This is a genomic window from Candidatus Contendobacter odensis Run_B_J11 (genome assembly GCF_000531125.1).
In the GTDB taxonomy this organism is placed as follows: domain Bacteria; phylum Pseudomonadota; class Gammaproteobacteria; order Competibacterales; family Competibacteraceae; genus Contendibacter; species Contendibacter odensensis.
In genome coordinates this window covers 1-2833 of sequence record NZ_CBTK010000078.1, presented here as the reverse complement: position 1 = coordinate 2833, position 2833 = coordinate 1, and the positions used below count along the sequence as shown (strand labels likewise).

Genomic DNA, 2833 nt, shown 5'->3' with positions numbered 1-2833 from the left:
CCACAACCTGCATAGGAGAGCTATATCTAAAAATTCCACAACCTGCATAGGAGAGCTATATAAAGAAAGATGGCAGATAGAAACGTTATTTAGTTGCTTAAAAAGTCGAGGGTTTAATCTGGAAGAGACTCATGTGACGGACCCTGAGCGGATTAAACGACTTTTAATCATTCCGGTGATTACTTTTTGTTGGGCGCATCGCATCGGTGAGTGGCAGCATGATTCAGTTAAACCGATTAAAGTAAAAAAACATCTACGTTTTTCTAAAAGTATCTTTAAAACTGGTTTGGATTTTATTCGTAATGCTATATTTAATCCTACCTCCTTATTTAATCTCGCTGCTTTATTTCACTTCCTTGATTTTAATCATTTTAACTCTTCAAGTTAATTTTTGTCATGTACAGAGCAGTGCAATAAAACATTGGACTCTTGCATCCGCAGTAGACCTTTCCGGCCTGAATCCATAGGAATTGTTATCCGCTTGGGTTTCCGATACGGGTTCCAACGCGAACAGGTGGAGTGCCTGCATCGCTCGGTCCTTCATCGTCGGTATTCCTAACGGTCTTAACTTCCCGTTGCTTTTAGGTATAAATACTCGTCTCAGTGGCAGCGGTTGGTATCCGCGCCTTCTGAGCGACCACACGGCTTGAAATTTGGCTTTCGGGGTTGACCATGTAACCTTGTCTACCCCCGGCGTCTTCTTGCCTTGATTTTCCGTCACTCGCTTCACGGCAATCACTTTGCCGCTCCACGAATGGGTGAGCAGCCATTGCAAGGCTTTCACCTTGTTCCAGCGGCCTTCCTGCGTTGCCTTCACGATACGCGCTTGCAGCCTTCTGACTTGTCGGTGGCATTCGGCCCAGTTAATTTTGTGCCAACTCATCTCTAAGCTGGAGGCTGCACACACTGTACTCGCGTTCATTTGCATGTCCTCCTTTAGGTAAAAGGTTCTACAAACTCTTTCGTGATATGAGACCTTATGGAAGTCTGCGCCGTTACCCGCTAGGGTGATGTTGCCTTTCGACTCAACCCCTATCCGCTTCATTACAAAGCGGCCTTCGCTTTTTCCATGTTCCTCTACCCGCATTCCATCAGCCGTTCTTACGTTCGGCCTGCCCTGTTGGGCGGAAGGAAGACTTATCGGGCTTACCGTGTTCCATCTAAGTAACAGGGATGGTTTAGGCTCTGTCTTTCTTCCGAGGGTTGTTTTGTCTCTGTAGCCCTAGACGTGAAAGAGCTATCCAACCCTTGGCCTTTTGGCTCAAGCCTATCAGCATTTTTGGCTTGTTCAGCGTGACGGAATTTATCAACAGTTCATTTGTGTTAGCCCTACCACTCAGCCTAGCTCCCTTCCGCATTATGCTTGCAGATTCGCTTTGTCCTCACAGATTCAGCTTGACCCCTTTCGAGGATGGGTTGCATTGTCCCGCCAGCTTCATACCGTCTCGTTGCCAAGACCGCATGTGACGGTAGGCTACTGTCCAGAGAAAGACAGGTTTCACATGGATTTACCATGTGAAACAATTACTTAGGCGACTTCACGTCACACCACATCCTCACTCCGCAAATGCGCCTCGGGCGGTTGCGGCCCTGGTTCGCCGATGGGTTCGTTGACGAACAGCGGACACGGCCGGTCACTGGCTTGCCAACGATCCACAAACTCGCCGACATGTGGGCGTTCGCCCCGTTCGCGTTCCAGATAATCCAATAAGTTCTGCACAGTCGCGTTATGGCCGTGCGCCGTCATCCGGGTACTGAAACAGGCCCAGCGCAGATACAGCACGAAGGTATTCAGCACATCGCCCTCGCAGTAGCGGTTAATGGCCGCGAAATCGCCCGCTTGCGCCTGTTCCGCCACGTCCGCGCCGTGACCGTTCCACTTGCCCGGCAACCCCAACGCCCGCGCCGCTTCATCCAGACTCAGGCGCGGCGACGCCCCGTTATCGCTCAACACATCCATCAAATCGCAATGCCAGTTGACTTGATAGCGGTAATCATACCCATAGCGGGGATCGGTGCGATGCCATTGCGGCGCGGTCAAACCGTGGATTAAGGAGCGCTGTTTCAGCACCGCCACATCGAAACCGCGCCCGTTCCAGGTCACCAAGCGCGGTTTTTGTTTATCGATCATTTGCCAGAACCCGGCCAATAGCTCCCGCTCGCTGCGGTCGGCAATGCTGGCCGCGCCCAGTTTGCGCACCGTATAGCGTTCCCCTTGCCCGTCGCGCTCAATCCGCGCCAGCAGGAAGCCCAAGGTCACGATCTCATGCTGGATCGGCTTGGGAAACGCGGCAGGATCGCGATCCGCTGGCAATAGAGCGCTATCGGGCCGGGTTTCGAGATCAAGGACGAGCAGGTGGGTGGGTGTCATCATCTACAAAGTATAGGCGTGGAGAGCGCCCAGTGACGCCGCTGGCGCATCATCGGGTAGGCGTAAGGATTCCTTCGTAAATGAGTAACAAGCCTGGCATCAGTTTAGTAAAACCTGTTTTAGCGTTTTTTTGTACGATTTTGGCTTATGTATCAGGACCGTTTTCTTAGTCAATTATCGCAAAGGTAAAAGGATCATTTTCTTGGTCAGTGTTCTAACCCCCATAATTTTATGTGGAAAATTAGCCGCTTGTTGATGGTCAAAGCCGCTATTACCCATTTTCGCACGAATCCTTACGGTCACCCACATTCACTTCCCCAGTCCCGTTGCTGTGTTCAGGAACGACCGCATGAGCCGGGAGGCGCTGCGATTCCCGCTGAGCGGGCACTGTCTCCGGTGACCCCTTACCACCTATCAGTTTCTCACGCCCCCATGAAACGCTGGCAGGGGGATGTCATTTTG

General features: G+C 51.4%; 2 protein-coding genes and 1 pseudogene. 1 reads left to right on the top strand and 2 read right to left on the bottom strand.

The features are described 5' to 3' along the window. Positions 1 to 388, top strand: a 388-nt coding sequence (locus BN874_RS26380; RefSeq protein WP_154724781.1) for a transposase, incomplete at its 5' end; no start/stop codon positions are given. Between the two features lie 18 nt (positions 389 to 406). On the opposite strand, the pseudogene BN874_RS06615 reads toward BN874_RS26380, so the two are convergent. Together BN874_RS06615 and BN874_RS06610 are read right to left on the bottom strand one after the other, a co-directional pair. Then, positions 407 to 922, bottom strand: a pseudogene (locus BN874_RS06615) (reverse transcriptase N-terminal domain-containing protein); the annotation flags it as partial. 621 nt (positions 923 to 1543) lie between these two features. Beyond that, positions 1544 to 2374: a 3'-5' exonuclease gene (locus BN874_RS06610; protein WP_051497514.1), complete on the bottom strand. Its 831-nt coding sequence runs from the start codon at positions 2372 to 2374 to the stop codon at positions 1544 to 1546. Between the last annotated feature and the right edge of the window lie 459 nt (positions 2375 to 2833).